Annotated in this window: 12 protein-coding genes; all 12 read right to left on the reverse strand. The window is 60.0% G+C overall.

The window, feature by feature from the left end; all coding sequences use genetic code 11:
* Positions 1-375: 375 nt before the first annotated feature.
* On the reverse strand, positions 376-1,323 hold the full coding sequence (locus HU722_RS11385; protein ID WP_065872293.1) for a toll/interleukin-1 receptor domain-containing protein: 948 nt from the start codon (positions 1,321-1,323) through the stop codon (positions 376-378).
* Between the two features lie 1,070 nt (positions 1,324-2,393).
* On the reverse strand, positions 2,394-3,149 hold the full coding sequence (locus tag HU722_RS11390; protein ID WP_065872292.1) for an ABC transporter ATP-binding protein: 756 nt from the start codon (positions 3,147-3,149) through the stop codon (positions 2,394-2,396).
* Positions 3,143-4,189 (reverse strand): FecCD family ABC transporter permease, encoded by a 1,047-nt coding sequence (locus tag HU722_RS11395; RefSeq protein WP_065872291.1) that lies wholly within the window; start codon positions 4,187-4,189, stop codon positions 3,143-3,145. Before HU722_RS11395 ends, HU722_RS11390 begins: the two co-directional genes overlap by 7 nt.
* Entirely contained in the window at positions 4,186-5,340 is a 1,155-nt protein-coding gene (locus tag HU722_RS11400) for an ABC transporter substrate-binding protein (RefSeq protein WP_065872290.1), read from the reverse strand. The genes HU722_RS11395 and HU722_RS11400 overlap by 4 nt, the downstream gene beginning before the upstream one ends.
* Before the next feature lie 64 nt (positions 5,341-5,404).
* Positions 5,405-7,819, reverse strand: a complete 2,415-nt coding sequence (locus tag HU722_RS11405; protein ID WP_065945940.1) for a TonB-dependent receptor — start codon at positions 7,817-7,819, stop codon at positions 5,405-5,407.
* A 101-nt stretch (positions 7,820-7,920) separates the two neighbouring features.
* Positions 7,921-8,898 carry a FecR domain-containing protein gene (locus HU722_RS11410; protein WP_065872288.1) on the reverse strand — a complete coding sequence of 326 codons (978 nt, stop codon included), beginning with the start codon at positions 8,896-8,898 and terminating at the stop codon, positions 7,921-7,923.
* Positions 8,899-9,414 carry a sigma-70 family RNA polymerase sigma factor gene (locus HU722_RS11415; protein WP_065945939.1) on the reverse strand — a complete coding sequence of 172 codons (516 nt, stop codon included), beginning with the start codon at positions 9,412-9,414 and terminating at the stop codon, positions 8,899-8,901.
* Positions 9,415-9,499: 85 nt separating this feature from the next.
* Positions 9,500-10,684 carry an aminotransferase class V-fold PLP-dependent enzyme gene (locus tag HU722_RS11420; RefSeq protein ID WP_065872286.1) on the reverse strand — a complete coding sequence of 395 codons (1,185 nt, stop codon included), beginning with the start codon at positions 10,682-10,684 and terminating at the stop codon, positions 9,500-9,502.
* 15 nt (positions 10,685-10,699) lie between these two features.
* Positions 10,700-11,944: an MFS transporter gene (locus HU722_RS11425; protein WP_065889286.1), complete on the reverse strand. Its 1,245-nt coding sequence runs from the start codon at positions 11,942-11,944 to the stop codon at positions 10,700-10,702.
* A gap of 16 nt (positions 11,945-11,960) precedes the next feature.
* Positions 11,961-13,811 (reverse strand): IucA/IucC family protein, encoded by a 1,851-nt coding sequence (locus tag HU722_RS11430; protein WP_065889287.1) that lies wholly within the window; start codon positions 13,809-13,811, stop codon positions 11,961-11,963.
* Positions 13,812-13,848: 37 nt separating this feature from the next.
* Complete coding sequence (locus HU722_RS11435; RefSeq protein WP_065889289.1) at positions 13,849-14,997, reverse strand: NAD/NADP-dependent octopine/nopaline dehydrogenase family protein; 1,149 nt, start codon at positions 14,995-14,997, stop codon at positions 13,849-13,851.
* 25 nt (positions 14,998-15,022) lie between these two features.
* On the reverse strand, positions 15,023-16,066 hold the full coding sequence (locus HU722_RS11440) for a PLP-dependent cysteine synthase family protein (protein WP_065872282.1): 1,044 nt from the start codon (positions 16,064-16,066) through the stop codon (positions 15,023-15,025).
* Positions 16,067-16,068 lie beyond the last annotated feature (2 nt).

Raw genomic sequence — 16,068 nt, forward strand, 5'->3', positions numbered from 1 at the left:
ACGGGCAGGGTATTGCTCAATGCGCCCATTTGCCAGTGCGCTGTTACGAAAAGTTGTGTTGAGAGAGCGCGTCTGACGAGGCGCTTGTTTCACTGGGTGCTTTATGCAACTTGATCGAGAGTCCGTCGGCGTACGAGCTGGGCGGGAAGGGTATCGACCCCCGCGATCAGCGTTGACTCGTGCGCAATGCCTGTTGCCCGGAAAAGCATCTTTCGCCTTTGATACTTGGAGGCGCCTACGAACTAAGGGCGAGCTACGCTGTATTATCGCTTCGGGGCTTCTTTTAACGCGTTTAACGTTCGAACTCACGCTGGAGCCCGGCCTACTGAGCGTGAGTGTTTTGATGCAGTGCATACACTCCAATTCGTGTGCAAGTTACCGCTGCAGCGGTCCGATGAGTATTGACCAAAACAGTTCTGCACCGCCTTCCTGAGTCAGTTTTTGTGAGCGTGAGACATGCATAGCCATACCCAGTGACTTAAGAAATAGTGATTGATCATCATGATCCACCGAAAGCATCTCGTTAAAGCCACCACGAGCAGATGCACTGCTGGAGAATTCAATACTTCGTCCGCCCATGCCGCCAAGTGTTACGGAACATTCGCTGGCTTTGTTGCCCTGGCGATAGATCGCGCCGGTGAAGGTATTGCCGTCGATGCGGCGAAACTGACAGCTGATCCCGTCATTGCGAGCTTCCAGCTCCTGCAGCGAACCTTCGAAAAAGCGTGAGATGAAGTCAAACGATTCCTGCAAGTACCTATCAGCATCCAATTCACTGAACGTCTTTTTAAGGGCGAGGTTGCTGGAGCGAGAGGGGGCAACTACCGACGCTGGGAAAGAGGGCGCAGTTGGAACGGCAAGCGGGGTAGGCGAGTTCACTGACGGTGACATGCGTGTCACCACAGCTCGGATCTGCCTCGCGACATCGGTGTAGGCCTCGTCGTAATTCGGCCACGTCGTGATGGCTTTGCCATCCTTGGGTGCAGCGAGCAGATTGCCCAGCGGGGTTGAATGCCAATCGCAGGGTCGGACGATCACCGGGATGATCTGTGCTTCTCCTGCGGCATTTCGCTCCAAGGCTCGTGCCATTTCGATGGAGTAGCAGTAGCGAGAATCGAGAAAGCTTGAGCTGACGAGCAACAGGATGACGTCGGCCGCATTGATTTGTTGGTCTATTTCATTTCCAAGATGCTGTCCAGCCAGAATTCGCCTGTCGTGCCATGATTCGATGAGCCTTTCATGGCGTAACGATGCCAGGTGTTTTTCTAACTGATCACGGTATTGCTCGTCATCGTGAGAATACGAAAAAAAGACCTTTGCCATTGTCACTCCTAACCTGCCCGTTGATGAATATGCGCTTCCGAATTGTCGTGTCGAAATAGATCATGTGACTTGTGACGACTCAAGGCATATTCGCACAAGGCTGCGCCGGGCGCTCATACGCTTAACACATCAAGGTGGTGACTGGAAGGCGAAACAACGGCAGCGTATGCCAGTAGCTGTCTTGACACCCGAAATTTCGGTTATGCCACTTGAGCTGAGCACTCTGCCGGCTTTCGACCCAAGCTGGAGCTGCTGTGCTGTACCCTGTGCGGGAAGCCCTGTCGGGGAGGCGGATGGAAGTAAGCGTCAGGTTAGTTTATATGTTCATGGCTTCTGACAGAGTTTGACGCGCCCAGCCTTGGTCATTGAGTATCCGGCCAGGCAGTTCATCCAAGACCTCAGAGCCTCGCGGGGGCGCCTGCCCCACCAATAAATCATCTGCCCATCGACGTTACCTGGTTCATCTCTGGTGATTGGCAGAAGGCGCGAATCCCTCAGCTTGGAATAAACTCCCTCTTGACCTTTGAAACACTTCAAAAACAAGTCCAGGATTAAGTCCTTTCCTGCATCGGAAAGAAAATAAAACCTTTAGATTTCAATGGGTCGGACGCTAGATACGAGTTTCGTTTCCCGCTCCAAAATTTGATCTGCGGATGTCCATTGGGCACTGGGATCCACGAAATAGACGCTTAGGCGTCTTTTTTCGTTTCTGCGGGAAAACACTGAAATCCAGGGCAATCCAATCCGGTACGTTTAAGTATCGTTTTAAGTACTGTCTAACGGACAGGCTCAAATTTGTATTGTTGCTGGGTCCTCTCAGGTCTTCAGACGAGTGTCCATCGACGACTCCTGCGATATCCTCCCGTGCCAAGACGGCTAAAACGCCTATCGCTGCTGTAGCTCCCCAGAAAAAACAACCGCTGATCACGCCGGCCTCCAGCAGGGGTGCAGGCTTACGACCTTGATGCATTGCCGCGCCCATAATCCGCATGTTGCTGGGGCCGGAGCTCGCCGCTCTAGCGATACTTGCGAGTCGTCTGTCGCGCTTGCTGGCGCGCGTTGGGTTGCTGTCAAGTTATCCCATCGATCAAAATATGTCGTTGCCCACGGCTGCATTGCTCAATCCGCGCCTCAACCTGGTACACCTCGCGAAGCATGTGTTCGGTGATCACCTCATGACTCGCGCCGCTGCCCTGCGCGGTGCCGTCGGCAATCACCAATACCTGGTCGGCAAAGCGCAACGCCTGGTTCAGGTCATGCAGGGCAATAAACACGATCACCTTCTGTTTGCGGGCCAGTGCGCTCATGAAGTTCAACACTTGCACCTGACGATGCATATCGAGGGCGCTGGTGGGCTCGTCCATCAGCAGGATTTCCGGCTCGCGCACCAAGGTCTGGGCGATTGACACCAGTTGCTGCTGGCCGCCGCTGAGTTCGCCGAGGTTGCGAAAGGACAAGTCACTGATGCCAAGGGCCTCGAGCATTTCGTCCACCAGATTCAGTTCGTCATCGTGGACGGTCCATTGCGGCGACAGTTGCTTGCGGGCCAGGAGCACCGATTCATAGACCGTCAACCGTGCACTGGCATTCAAGCCCTGGGGCATGTAGCAGATGCCTTGCTGGCCCTTTTTCGAGTCCTGCAGGATCACCTGTCCAGGCCCATCGATCAGCCCGGCCATGCGTTTAAACAAGGTGGATTTGCCCGCGGCATTGGGGCCCACCACGGCGACCACCTGGCCGCCGTTGAACGCGGCAGTGGTAACGCCGCGGATGATCGTGCGCTGGCCATAGCGGGCACCCAGGTCTTGCAGCTGAATCTTCACCATGAGTTTTTCTTCCCGCTGAGGATCAGAGATATGAAGAACGGCACGCCGATCAGTGAAGTGACCACCCCGATCGGGAAGATGGCGCCGGGGATCAGGGTTTTGCTCACCACTGAACTGGCGGACAGAATCAGTGCGCCGGTCAGCAGCGAGGCCGGCAGGAAGAAGCGCTGGTCCTCGCCGATCAACATCCGCGCAATATGCGGGCCGACCAGCCCGATAAAGCCGATGGTGCCAACAAAGGCCACGGGGAACGAGGCGAGCAGGCTGACCATGATCAGCGTCTGGAAGCGCAGGCTGCGCACGTTGATCCCGAAACTGGCGGCCTTGTCGTCGCCCAGTCGCAGCGCGGTCAGGGCCCAGGCTCGTTTGGCAAAGATCGGCAGGGTGATCACGATCACCAGGCAGATCACCCCCAGTTTGGGCCAGGTGGCTTTGGTCAGGCTGCCCATGGTCCAGAACACCACGGCCGCTACGGCTTGCTCGGTGGCGAAAAACTGCACCAGAGCCAATAACGCGTTAAACGTGAACACCAGGGCGATACCCAGCAGCACGATGGTTTCTGCGGTGACTCCGCGACGCATGCTCAGAAAGTGAATCAGCAGCGCCGAAAGCATGGCCATGATGAACGCGTTGACCGGCACCATGTACTGCGCCGCTAATGGAAACAGCGCCACACCAAACGCCAGCCCCATGGCCGCACCAAAACTGGCGGCGGCGGAAATGCCCAGGGTGAAGGGGCTGGCCAGCGGGTTATTGAGGATGGTCTGCATCTGCGCGCCGGCCAGTGACAACGCCGCACCCACGGCAACCGCCATCAGGGCGATCGGTAGGCGGATGTCCCACATCACCACGCGAACCTGTGCCGGCGCACTGTCCGGCGCAAAGAGTGCACCGAGCACCTCATTGAAGCTGTAGCTCGCCGGCCCCAGAGCCAGGTCAAGCAGCACACTGCACGACAGCAGCAGGGCCAGGCCCGCGAGGATCAGGCGCTTGCGCAGCACCAGGCGCCGGTAGGTGTCGCGTTGAATCACGGCGCTCATGGCTTGAGGCTCACGAAGTACCCAGGCTCATAGGGCACCGGCAGGAATCGCTCGTGCAATTCGCGAAACGAGGCTTCAGGGTCCAGGTCGGTAAACAATGTCGGATGAAACCACTTGGCCAACTGCTGGATGGCCACGAACTGATAAGGGCTGTTGTAGAACTGATGCCAGATCGCATGGAACGCCTGGTCATCCTGCGCCTTGATCCCGGCATAGGCCGGGCGCTGGGTGTACCAGGCCAATTTGCGCCGGGCTTGCGCCATGTCGGCACCGGGGCCCACACCGACCCAATGGCCACCGGGGGCAAAGGCTTCCCAGTTGGCACTGGTGACCACCACCTGCTCCGGGTTGGCGACGATCACTTGCTCGGGGTTCAACTGGCCGAAGGTGGTGGGAATTATGTCTCTGGCGATATTGTTGCCGCCTGCCATATCGACGAAAAGCCCAAAGTTTTCATTGCCGAAACTCAGGCAGCAATCGTCGGTGTAGCCGCCGATGCGCTCGATGAATACGGCGGGGCGCGAAGGGTGCTGCGCTTTGATCACGTCGGTGACACGACGGATCTGCTGGTTACGAAAGTCGATAAAGGCTTCTGCACGTGCTTCTTTGCCGAATAACTGGCCGAACAGGCGCATGGTCGGTTCGGTGTTTTGCATCGGGTGGTTGCGAAAGTCGACGTACACCACCGGAATCCCCAGGGCGTCGAGCTTCTCGATGTATCGCGCATCCTCGGTAGCATGTTGGGCCTCGATATTGAGGATGATCACATCGGGATGCTGGGAGATGGCCTGCTCGATATCGAAGGTGCCATCTTCAAAGCCGCCGAAGGTGGGGATTTTGGCGATGTCGGGAAATTTACGCAGGTAAGCGCCATAGGTGTCCGGGTCGGACTGGATCAGGTCCTTGCGCCAGCCGACGATTCGCTCGATCGGGTTTTGCGTATCCAGCGCGGCAACCAGGTACAACTGACGACCTTCCCCCAGAATGACGCGCCTGACCGGCAGGTGCACCTTGACCTGACGTCCGAGCAAGTCGGTGACGGTGCTGCGTGTTGCCTGCGGCTCGGCCGCCGCTGACGGCAGTGCCCACCCCAACAAACCAGCAAACAGCAACCCGGCGAAGGCGTGGCTGCGTCGAACAATGGTAACCATGGTTAAAGCCTTTGCAGTGGTCGGGCCGGATGGCGGTGCAGCTAGCCGTGCCGGGCCGAAGGTTTCAGAAATCGACCGTGGTCGACAGTAGAAGGGTGCGTGGCGAGCCTTGAGAGAACGCACCATAGGAAGCGACGCCCGACCAATACTCACGGTCGAACACGTTCTGTACCGTGGCGCGGAAGGTCGTCGGCCGCTGGGCGATACGCGTGCTGTAGCGCACGCCCATGTCGAAGCGAGTCCAGGGGTCCAACTGCTGGGTGTTGGCCTGGTTCACATATTGGCTGGCGGTGTACAGCGCCCCGCTGGTCAGCGTCAGCCCCTCGACCCAGGGCACGTCCCACTCGGCCCAGAGATTGGCTTGCACCTTGGGCACCCCCACCGGGGTATTGCCCCGGTTGGCGGCAACCGCGCTTTTGGTCAGTTGTGCATCCAGCAGCGTCACCCCGCCGAGCAGGCGTGTACCTCGGCCGGCCTCGCCGGATACGTTGAGTTCGAGGCCCCGGTTGCGCTGTTCACCCTGTACCGCAAAGGTTGTGCCTGACAGTTCGCCGCTGGGTTTGGTGATCTGGAACAGCGCGAGTGTGGACATAACCGTGCCGTAGTCGAGCTTGACCCCGACCTCATGCTGGCGTGAGACGTAGGGGGCAAAGATCTGGCCCGCATTCGAGGCTGTGGCGGGAGCGATATCGCCTTTGCTCAAGCCTTCCAGGTAGTTGTAGTAGAACGACACATGATCCCAGGGGCGGACGACTGCCCCGAACAGCGGCGTCGTCTTGCCATCGTCGTAAGCCGTGGTCACCGCACCTGCCGCATCATAGTTGTTGGAGCGGATGGTCTGTTTGCGCAGGCCGACAGTCACCTGCAGGCGCTGATCGAGCATCGACAAGGTGTCGGCAACCGCGACGCCGGACAATTCGGTCGCCGAGACTTTCGGCGTGGCAGGCGTTGGAATGTCTACCTCCGGCCGGGAGATAGGGTGGTAAATGTTCGACAGGATCGGCGGGCCGGAAATAATGCCGCGCGACAACTCATCGCGATAGCGCGTGACTTGCAGCGTGGTGCTGTGGCTGATCGGCCCGGTGTCGAAGCGCAGTCTGGCGCCGGTGTCGACCGTGTAGCGCCGGACCTTGAATTTGTAATAGCCGGGAATCGACGAGGTGTCCCCGGCGGTGTTGACGATGGTCGGGGTCTGGTCGGAAAGGCGTGCCACGTTCGACTTCCCACCGCCGGCATGGGCGAACAGGGTCAGTGCGTCGTTCACGTCATACTCGCCACCCAGCAATGCCGACTCGTCGCGGGTTTTGGACCAGCCCCACGCCTGGCTGACGTTGGTACGCCCGTTGGCGGCGTGGGGAATCGGCACACCGGGAGCGATCAGAAATGGCCGTGAAGCCGCGTCAAATTGCTCTTGCTGGGCGATCAGGTCCAGGCTGGTGCGCAGGCGATCACCCTGGTAATCCAGGGAGATGGCACTCACCCCGACGTCTCGCGATTGCTTGTCGATGACGGTGTCACCCTGCTGCGCGCGGCCGTTGACGCGCACGCCGAATCGCCGGTCCTCGCCAAACCGCCGACTCAGGTCGATGTGGGTGCCCAGTTGCAGGTCTTGGCCATAGGTGGCCGTGACGCGGGTCAGGTCCTCGTCCAGGGAGCGCTTGGGGACCACGTTGATCACGCCACCGACGGCGCTGTTCGGGGACATGCCGTAGAGGAGGGCGCCGGGGCCTTTGACCACTTCGATGCGTTCGGCATAGTCGGTGAAGACCCGGTAATTGGAGGCCACGCCGTACACGCCGTCGAACGCCAGTTCCCCAAGGTTGCCTTCGCCCACCGGAAAACCACGAATAAAGAATGAATCGACGATACCCCCCGTCTGGCCGGTGGAGCGGACCGAGGAGTCGCGCTCCAGCACGTCGCCTACGGTTGTCGCCTGCTGGTCTTTGATCAATGACGCGGTATAGGTGCTGATGCTGAAGGGCGCGTCCATCACATCCGTATTGCCCAGTAGGCCGAGACGCCCGCCCTCGGCTACCTGGCCGCCCGGGTACACCGGCGGCAGGCTATCGGTATGTTTTTGCGCCGCCTCCACCGTGGTCGCCGACAACGTTAGCCGGCGCGGTACCAGGGTGTAGCTGCCATCGCTGCGCAACACCATCTCCAGGCCGCTGCCTTCGAGCAAACGCGTGACAGCCTCCTGGGTGGAGTAGGTCCCGCGCAGTTCGGGGCTGATCAGTCCCTCCGTGAGCGACGGCTGGAACGACAGGGCAATGCCGGCGTCCACGGCAAAGCTTGAGAGCGTTGCGCCGAGCGGGCCGGGGGCAATGTGGTAGGCCTGCAAAGCGACCGCGTCCAATTGGGCCGGTTCGCCCGCCAATGCTGCCGGGCAGACGGCACCGGCCAGTAGCAGGCTGAGCACGACGCCGTGCACCATCGGTTTGAACGGACGAGCCGGACGCAGGGGCCGTGCTACAGGCATGAAAGGAGGACCCAATGGACGAGAGGAAAAGGCTGTTCCTGTCTTTGCCAGCCGAGATCGAAAAAAGTATCACCCCGACCGCCGTTTATTTTTGCGTGAAATCAGGCAGGCGACAGGGTGACCCAATAACCGCGCAAATGACTGTTCGCCAGCACGGGGTAGGTGTGCACCAGCATACTCAAAGTGCGATCGGTATCACCGACCGGAAAGGCCCCGGAAATGCGCAGGTCGGCGATGGCCGGATCACAGCGCAGGAAGCCTCGGCGGTAGCGCGTCAGTTCCGCGACGAAATCCGCCAGGCGCATCTTGTCGGCCATCAACATGCCTTGGGTCCATGAGCCGATATAGCGATCGGTCGGCGCCAGCTCACCAAAGGTCTGTGAGGAGAAGTCGGTGCGCTGCCCGGCGTTGACGATCAACGGTGGGGTCTGGCGGTTATCGGCCAATATCACGCTCACCGCGCCGTCGATCACGGCGAGGTGCGTGCGTGGGCTTACTTCTCGTACGGTAAAACGTGTGCCCAGCGCCTGCATGCGCCCCTGGCGGGTGCTGATCAGGAACGGCCGGGGCTGAGGGGCGTTGTCCACGGCGGTCTGCACCAGGATTTCGCCTTCGCGCAGGTGAATAAGGCGTTGGCGGTCGTCGAATACGACGTCGATAGCGGTATCGGTGTTCAGGGTGATACGCGAGCCATCGGCCAGGGTCAGTTCGCGGCGCTGGCCAACGTCGGTGCGGTAGTCTGCTGACCATTGCTGCGATTGCGCCAGCTTCCAGCTTCCCCAACCCACAGGCATCACCGCCAGCAGGATCGCCAGCTTGCCCAGTGCTGCACGACGTTCCGGGCTGTTTGGCCGGTCCAGCGCCGACATCGCCAGGGAGGGTGGCAGGCCGCCGAACTTGCTCTGCAGCAATTGAGCACGCGACCAGGCACGATCACGCTCCGGGCTGCTGACCTTCCAGCGCTCCCATTCGGCACGCTCGTGCTCGCTCAGTTCGCGTTCGTTCAAGCGCATCAGCCACTCGGCGGCTTCTTCGAGTACCTGCGGGTCCAGCGGTGGCTCCCTGCGCAGACCGAGCATTCATTCCACCAGCATCAGGCATTGTACGAAGGCCTGTTTCATGTAGCGCTTGACGGTGATCAGCGATACACCCAGCTGCTCGGCGATGTCGTCGTACTTGAGGCCGTTGATCTGCGACAGCAGGAAGGCCCGCTTGACCAGCGGCGCAAGGCTATCGAGCATGACGTCGATTTCGTACAGGGTTTCCAGCACCATGAAGTGCGCCTCGGGCGACGGCGCTTCGTGGGTGGGCACGTTCGCCAGTGCATCCAGGTAGGCGCGCTCCAGTGCCTTGCGCTGGTACCAGTTGACCAGAATGCCCTTGGCCACGCAGCTCAAGTACGCCCGTGGCTGGTCAATCACCGTGACTTGTGAGGCGAGGATCCGGGTGAAGGTGTCCTGGGCCAGATCCGCCGCATCCATGGCGTTACCCAGTTTTCTCTTCAGCGTGGCGTACAGCCAGCCGTGATGCCCGCTGTATAGGGCCTCGATGGCACGCAGGTGATTGAGATGATTCGCGGAAGAGGTTTCGCTCATGGCGGCAGATTTGTTTGTAATTGAGAAGTATTCCCAATGCTAGTTGACAACCCGACTTGAGCGCAAGCGCGATTGTCTCCCGTGATCAGGCATGTGACAGGCGTATCAAGGCGTCAATCAATGAATCGATTTCGGCTTCGGTGTTGTAGGCATGAACTGACGCACGGCTGACCTCACGCAAGCCCCGATGTTGCATGTCGAGCAGGGTGGAGCCTGCGTTAGAGGTGCTCACGTTGATACGTTTGGGTTGCGTGGCGAGCCACTGCTGCACCTGTGGGGCGCTGCTGTACCGATGACTGAACGTTACGATGCCGGACTTTACAGGTCCCAGGTCCTGGGGAGTGATAGCCGTCACTTCCGTCAGTCGATGGCGTAAGTAGCCTGCCAGGTGCTGGATGCGCTGCCACATCGGTTCGATGCCCTGCGCCAGCGCATACTCCGTCGCTGCCCCCAGGCCCAGCTTGGCCGCGACGTTGCATTCCCAATTTTCAAAACGTCGGGCATCAGTGCGAATTTTAAAGCTATCCGCCGTGAGCAACGAGGCCGCGTGCAGGTCAAGAAAAACCGGCTCCAAGCGCTGGCACAGGGACGGCTCGATGTACAGGAACCCCATGCCCCTGGGCCCGCGCAGATATTTTCGACTGGTGGCGGTGAGCATATGGCAGCCGATCTTTTGCACATCGATCGGTACCTGCCCCACCCCCTGGCAAGCGTCCAGCAGGAACAATACGCCCGCCGCCCGGGCGAGGGCACCGATCTGCTCGACGGGTTGCACAGGCCCGCCATTGGTGGCGATCATCGGCAGCGATACCAGGGCGACGCGCTCGTCTTCAAGCAGGGTCGCCAAGGCCGCGAGGCACACCTGGCCGTGTTCATCGTTGGGGATGATCCGGATCTCGATCCCGCGCTGCTGCCTCAATTGCAGGTATGGGATGTAGTTGCCGGCGTATTCGGTCATTGATGTCAGCACGGTATCGCCGGGCTTGAGCGCCAGTGAATAGAACGCCATGTCCCAGGCCCGGGTGGCGTTTTCGACCACTGCGATTTCATTGGGACGCGCATTGATCAGGCGCCCGATGGCGGCGTAGACATTTTCCAGTTCAGCCGCGCATTGGGCGGCCGCTTCATACCCGCCGAGGCGCGCTTCCTGTTGCAAGTGCCCAGTGATGACCTGGACCACCGGCTCAGGCATCAGCGCCGCACCGGCATTATTGAAATGGATCAAATGCTCGACACCCGGTGTGTCGGCACGCAGTTGTTCAACGTTCACACCCTCACTCCTTGTTCAGTCGCCGTCCGCAACGCGATTGGAAGGCGCGGACACCGACCAGTACCGCAACGCGATCATGGGAATCAGCGCCACTGCATAGGCCAGGCACACGAAAAGATAGGTGTATTGCAGGCCATAGACCTGGCTCAGCAAGCCACCAATGGAGATGCCGGCAATCGAGGCGAACTGCGCCGTACTTTGAGCAATACCCAGTACGTAGCCTTGTCGCGAGCTGTCGGCGGTTTTCGAGACCAATGCCATCAGTACAGGGGTGGTCGCCCCCAGCAGCACCCCCCAAATGAAGTAGGCAACGATAAATACCACGGGGCTGCGCGTTACGCCTGCCACGGCAGTCAAGGCAATGCAGCCCATGACGATATACGTGATGCGTTGCAGGGTTTCTGCCTGGGAACGATGCTCGAAGTAGCGCGACCACGCCGTTGCCGACAGGATAAAGCCCAGGGCCAGCAACCCATAGCACAGGCCGACGACTGAGTTGCTGACCTCGAACGTCGAGCTCACGTACAGCGAAAAGGATGTCTGCGGCAACATGCGCGCCAGCAGCAGGATCCCCATGACACACAGCAGCGACAGCAGGGGAGAGCTGCGCCATACGCTGTCGGTGTCTGCGGCCGGCGTGCGGGTGGCCACCGCCGGTTTTTTCGGTACGGGAGGCACATCCGGCAACGTCACGGCGGCGATGACGGTACAGAGTGCACAGAGCACTGAGGCGACGATATTGATCCAGAAAAACGTCGCGAAATCGAGGATCAGGCCGCCTACGACCGCGCCCAGCAGTGAGCCGACATTGGTCGATATCTGCAGGATCGCAAATAACCGGGCCCGTCGCGACGGGGCTTCGATACTGACCCCGTAAGCCTGCGCCGGGGCTATATAGCCAGCAAAGGCGCCCTGCAGAAAACGCAGGACCAGGATGACCCAGATGTCACTGAAAAACGCCAGCCCGAGCTGGGTCAGGGACAACCCCGCGAGTGCGCGGATCATCATTAATTTGTGGCCGTAGCGATCGCCGATGCGGCCCCAGAATGCACTGGTCAGCATGATGCCCAGCATCGGCCCGACGTACACGGCGATGCTGGCGAAGCTGAATATCGACTCCGAAGAGGCCAGCCCGCGCAGGTGCACGGGCCAGAACGGCCCGCTCATTTCCATCGCGCCCATGGAGACCAGTTGGATCGCGAACAGAAGATAAATAAGGATTCTCACACTTGAACCCTGGATGGCACCTGCTTGGGACATGAGACGGCCTCGATCGTTAAACGGCAGCTAGCGGGTTGGTCAGGGTGTGCTGCAAACGGTAGTTGGAATACTGCATCAGATGCATGCGCAGCAATGAACGGGTAGGCCAAGGATCCTCGACAAAGGCCTGGCGTTCCACTTCCCACACCTGCGGCGAAACCCGATCGCGTACGGCGGCGAAGGCGTTTTCGGTTTCCTCGCGCAATACTGCCCACAAGCGCGTGTTGTCCATGCCGTATTCCTTGGTCAGCCATAGGGCCATTTCATGCAGGTGCGTGAGGAACGCGGCGTCCAGTACAAACATGCGCACCGGTTCGATATCACCGGTAAAGACCGTAGGCAGAATGCCAGGCTGCACGTGTGGCTGTAACGTATAACCGCGTTCCTCCAGCAGCGGGGCGTAGGTCCTGCCATCGCCAAAGTCGCGGATCAGCAGGCTGCGCGGCAAGCCATCGGGTGAGAACAGCACCATGGTGTTCTGCTGGTGCGCTTCGAGCCCGATACCGTACAGCAGGTAGATTGCCACCACGGGGTGGGTGACGACTTTGGCATAGTGGCGAAACCACCGTTCTACGCTGGCGGCGTCGGCGCGCTCCCCGTCGCGTTCGATCAGGTCGGTAAACAGCGGCCGACCGCTGCCCGGCAAACGGGTGAACAACGAAGCTACAGTGATCGGCAGGCGATCATCGTTGCGTTCGAACGCTTGCCGGCTGGCACGAAATACCACGGACAGGTGTTTTCCCGGTACGTCGTCCTGGGTGATCGCGTGTCGGTAGCGCACGCCGATTTCTTCAGGGAAGATTTCCAGTTGCTGGTCGAAACCGTTTTCGGCTTCCAGGATTTGCGTGATCACCGTGCTGATGCGCGGCCCCATATGGATCGACTTGGCTTGCAGGCTGCGCAACTCGCTGGTCATCCACAACGCGATGGGCAATTTGATCAGCGGCGCAGCGTGGTCCAGTACCGGCATCATCGTGCGGTATGACATGGTCGGCAACGTCTGAATATCCGGCCCCTCGGTGATCAGGAGACCTTCTTCGATTTCTGCGGCAAACGTCTTGAGCACATAGGCCTGCAAATGCCAGCCATGAATCGGCAGTGGCAGCCATTGTGTTTCATCCAGTCCCTTAGCGTTCAGCGCCGCCTTCCATTGCTCCCAGTGTGCCGGGAAGTTGCTGGCGAACCAGGCGGGGTAGCTGGTCACGTGGGGCATGCTTTCGCTTTTGGCCATGTCAGCACGCAAGGCGGCAATTCGCAGGGGTACCTGGGCGTTGAACTCCGGAGACAGTTGCTCGACCTCAGAGTCATTCAGTCCGGGGCGGGCTTTCCAGGTCGGGTAGTAGGGGTGACCTTCCAATGAGCCCCACTGGTCCAGCAGGATGGCGGCGTCCTTGGTGCTCGAATGCCGGCGTAAGTAATCGGTAAGGCTGATGAGGCCCTGGCGTTGAGCGGCCTGGGCCAGGCGTGCGTTCCAGTGTTGGCGATACTGGCGTGCATGGGCGTCGTTCAGCAGGCTGTTTTCCATATCCGACTTGAGACCGGCCACGCCTTCGTCGCTGGGCTCAAAGTCGAAACTGTCGCGCAGTACATCCAGCAAGTCTTGATGGCGGGTGATCGCCTGGCGCACGCCTTCGGCCGTCAGCAGCACCACGTCGCCGTCATTGACCAGCGTGTCGGCCGGCCCCAGTGCAATCTCGGAGAAAAACAGCTGCGCGCCGCGCTGCTTGAGCGGGTAGGTGGCCTGGCGGCCGTCAGGGGTAAACGCCAGCGCCGAACGATCCAGGATATTTTCCGCAAACAAGCAACGAATCAGTCGGCGCAGGGCGTTTTTGCGGGAGTAGGCGATCAAGGTGTTGAGGTCATCCATATCAGCTATCTGCTCGTTGAGTCATTCATTAAAAGGGTTATGCCGTGCGAGGCCATTGGCTCGGGAAGTAATCCAGCGCCGAGTCGCGCAGGCCTTGCATGTAGGCAACGCTCCAGTGCAGGACTTCTTCGATATAGGGCACTTTCAGTTCAAACCGCCTGGCCATTTCCACCAGCAACACCAGCCCATAGGCGACGTCTTCGTTGAACGCGCGGCTCTCACGCTCGATCACATACCCGGCGCGGTTATCGCCGGCCGGCACCATGGGGGCGAGGATGTCGTTGTAGGCCTGGTTGGTGCGCAGAATCGACAACATGCTGCTCTGGTCGCGAATCTGATCGCCGTACGCCTCGACGATTTCCTGTTTCAAGGATTTGACGGACGACAGATCGACGCCCATGCGCTCACTGATGACCGCGCACAGTTCCTGGCTTTCCTGATCCATGCGTTCCAGGAAGTAAGCGCCCAGTTCGGGGCACTCCGTCCACCAGCACAGGCGCTGCGGAAAGATCTTGCGGTGCCATTGGCCGTAGGGGCCGATCAACCCGTAGATCACCGAGCTGTGCATGATCGGGTTGCCGGGCGTCAGGGTGATTTCCAGGTAGTGATCGAGCAGCGTGACGCAAGGGCCGTAGAGCCGTTTGAGGATGTCGTGCAGGTGCTGGCGCGACGCCTGGGATTCTCGCGAATGGGTCGCGACATACAACTGGCTTTTGCCGCCGCCCATTTTTATCGACCGGCCGGGTTTGAGTTCGAAGGCGGTATGAGGCACGTCCTTCATGCCCCATATCACCAGGTTCGGGTGATTTGCCAGTGTGGCCTCGGCCAGCCAGTCGAACCCGCAGAAGCCCGGAATCGCCCCGATGTACACCGGTTTACTCGTGCTCAGTTGCGGCGCGATGGCTTGCAGGATTTTGGCGCGGGCATGGGCTGGCACCGTGATGATGACGATATCGGCGTCTTCGACGGCGGGCCTGGCCTCGGCGGTCACCCGGTCCAGCCGGGCGGTCAGCGTGGATCCGTCCGGCAGCACAGCCTGGAGCGGCACCTGCCGGGCGTGGTGGTCGATGACGTCCAGATTGCTGGTCAGCAGCGCAACCTGGACGTCGGGCAGTTGTTTGAACAGGATGGCGTTGAGATGACCGGTCCGGCCACCGCCGCAAATGGCGACTTTCAGCGGTTTCATGAGGCGTTCCTTAGTCGAAAGAGGGTCATGCAACGCTGAGTTGCAGCGGGGCGGAGCTGGACTCCTGCCAATGGTTCTTGCCCAACCAGGCATCCAGCTGCGACGCGACGCCGGGGTCGAGCAGGTCGCGTTCGTCCAGCCACTTATCATCGAAGACCGTGTGCAGGTATTTTTCGCCGCCATCGGCAATCGGCACCACTACGTTGCCGCTCAGTACACCTTTGTGAATCAGTTCCAGGGCCTTGAAAATCGCACCACCGGTTGAGCCGCCTACGAGCAGGGCGAGGTGGCGGGCGATATAGCGGGAGGTCTCGAAGGCTTGTGAGTCGGTAACCTGCACGCCCAGGTCGATGCAGCTGTAATCGAGCACCAGCCCCACTGTGTCCCCGGCAGGCGTGCCGGTACCGGACTGATAATACGGATAGCCGGGGTGCCCGAAGACGATGGAGCCTGCGGGTTCCACTGCCACTGTGACGATGTCGGGGTTGTGCTGTTTAAGGCCTCGGGCAATTCCGGTCATCGACCCGCCGGTACCGACGCAACCGACATACGCGCCGATAACACCTTCGGCCTGAACGATGGTTTCCCGCACAAAGTCGCTGTAGCCGCCGGCGTTGGCCGCGTTATCGGACTGGTTCATGAACACGGCGCCCGGGATCTGCTCGGCGAGTTCGGCCGCCAGGCGCTGGCGCTCTACCACCGCGACTTCATCTTCGCGATAGGTCCCCGCGACAAACCGAATATCCGCGCCCAGTGCCTTCATCACCGCGATCTTGTCCTGCGCCGCGTGATGGTCAACCACCGCGATAAACTGCAGGCCGAATTCAACGGCGGCCATGGCCAGGCCGATGCCGGTATTGCCCGACGACGACTCGACCACCACACCGCCCGGTTTCAGGCGTCCGGATTTGAGCGCGGCGAGTACCATGTTGCGCGCCATGCGGTCTTTGATACTGCCACCGGGGTTATTTTTCTCTATCTTTAATAACAGCCGGGCGTCAGTTCCCGGGATATAAATACCCAACATGGGCGTATTACCAATCAGTTCGGAAACTTTGTTCAGTATCATAG

Origin of the sequence: Pseudomonas tritici (assembly GCF_014268275.3) — a bacterium.
In the GTDB taxonomy this organism is placed as follows: domain Bacteria; phylum Pseudomonadota; class Gammaproteobacteria; order Pseudomonadales; family Pseudomonadaceae; genus Aquipseudomonas; species Aquipseudomonas tritici.

What these genes read in the sequence shown, in the direction of transcription:
- HU722_RS11440 (WP_065872282.1), bottom strand. Translation starts at nt 16,066, where the DNA reads ATGATACTGAACAAAGTTTCCGAACTGATTGGTAATACGCCCATGTTG.
- HU722_RS11430 (WP_065889287.1), bottom strand. Translation starts at nt 13,811, where the DNA reads ATGGATGACCTCAACACCTTGATCGCCTACTCCCGCAAAAACGCCCTG.
- HU722_RS11410 (WP_065872288.1), bottom strand. Translation starts at nt 8,898, where the DNA reads ATGCTCGGTCTGCGCAGGGAGCCACCGCTGGACCCGCAGGTACTCGAA.
- HU722_RS11395 (WP_065872291.1), bottom strand. Translation starts at nt 4,189, where the DNA reads ATGAGCGCCGTGATTCAACGCGACACCTACCGGCGCCTGGTGCTGCGC.
- HU722_RS11385 (WP_065872293.1), bottom strand. Translation starts at nt 1,323, where the DNA reads ATGGCAAAGGTCTTTTTTTCGTATTCTCACGATGACGAGCAATACCGT.
- HU722_RS11425 (WP_065889286.1), bottom strand. Translation starts at nt 11,944, where the DNA reads ATGTCCCAAGCAGGTGCCATCCAGGGTTCAAGTGTGAGAATCCTTATT.
- HU722_RS11400 (WP_065872290.1), bottom strand. Translation starts at nt 5,340, where the DNA reads ATGGTTACCATTGTTCGACGCAGCCACGCCTTCGCCGGGTTGCTGTTT.
- HU722_RS11435 (WP_065889289.1), bottom strand. Translation starts at nt 14,997, where the DNA reads ATGAAACCGCTGAAAGTCGCCATTTGCGGCGGTGGCCGGACCGGTCAT.
- HU722_RS11390 (WP_065872292.1), bottom strand. Translation starts at nt 3,149, where the DNA reads ATGGTGAAGATTCAGCTGCAAGACCTGGGTGCCCGCTATGGCCAGCGC.
- HU722_RS11405 (WP_065945940.1), bottom strand. Translation starts at nt 7,819, where the DNA reads ATGCCTGTAGCACGGCCCCTGCGTCCGGCTCGTCCGTTCAAACCGATG.
- HU722_RS11415 (WP_065945939.1), bottom strand. Translation starts at nt 9,414, where the DNA reads ATGAGCGAAACCTCTTCCGCGAATCATCTCAATCACCTGCGTGCCATC.